1 protein-coding gene is annotated in these 1,099 nt (G+C 36.2%); it reads left to right on the plus strand.

The genetic code is table 11. From position 1 onward, the window contains the following. The first annotated feature begins 13 nt into the window (after positions 1–13). Positions 14–1,021: a hypothetical protein gene (locus EZH24_RS12355; protein ID WP_137999356.1), complete on the plus strand. Its 1,008-nt coding sequence runs from the start codon at positions 14–16 to the stop codon at positions 1,019–1,021. Positions 1,022–1,099 lie beyond the last annotated feature (78 nt).

Here is a 1,099-nt window from a genome sequence, read left to right on the forward strand (position 1 = left end):
AGGAGATTTCAAAATGAGAAATCAAACAACAAAATCGCATAATGCGAAATCAAAAATCTTATTAATTACTTTATGTATCTTCGGACTGCTATTTTCCTATAGCTGTCAGTGTAAGAACAATGTCAGCGACCCGAATAATATTCCAGACGATAACGGATTAAACGGCGGAGGCGGAGGCGGAGGTCAAACGGATACGGGCGGTAGCGGAAGCACCGACCCCGACAAAGATTTAGTGGACGGCGATTTATCGACAACTTCGACAAAATTAATAAGAGTTTCGGGCGATACCGTAAAAATTTCCGCAACGATTAAATTCAAAAACGCTACGGCAACATTAAAAAGTTTTGAAGATACGGATAGCACAAGTTTAAAGGACGGCGATATTGTCTACGAAGGAACTACTTTAACTTTGAAAGCGGATACAACGGACGCAAGCAAAATTGATACAACCGTAGGCGGCAAAATTACTTGGGAGAAAGCGAGTAAAAAAATCACCGCTACCTTCACATTAAAGCCCGCTGAAAATGTGACTTTAAGCGAAACCGAAAAAACAGTCGTTATTGAAATTTACAAAGAAAAACTCGTTAATCCTAAAGAGCATATTGGAGAAATAATTAAGCAAGCATCGGGTTTTTCGCCTTTGCAATTTGGCTTTTCTGTTAATTTTAATGGAACTCCAAACGATACCGATATAACAGCGACTCTTAAAGCTTTGGATGCTGGCAAGAATCAAAGTGAAATTAAATATAGCAAAGATACTTTTATTGAATCTTTGAAAACTAATATTCAAAATGAAGCTAATTCAGGAACTAAAAAAATCACTTATACAAATATGGAGTTAGTTAACCATGGGGCTGGTGCAACTGCTGGAATATGGAGCTTTACTTTTAAGTTTACATTTAGCGATACCGATTACGACCTTACTGACGAGCAAAAAATTAATGGCATAGAGTATAGGGTGGATGTTCAAGTAGGAAGTCAGAGTAGTCAAATTGACGGTAGTTGGGTGGTTTTCGAATAATAAATTAGTTAGAAAATAATTAAGTTGAAGATAATATGATTTAAGTTAATAAGATTTTTAAGAGTTAAACCGAATTTA

It is taken from the genome of Brachyspira catarrhinii, from assembly GCF_005518285.1.
In the GTDB taxonomy this organism is placed as follows: domain Bacteria; phylum Spirochaetota; class Brachyspiria; order Brachyspirales; family Brachyspiraceae; genus Brachyspira; species Brachyspira catarrhinii.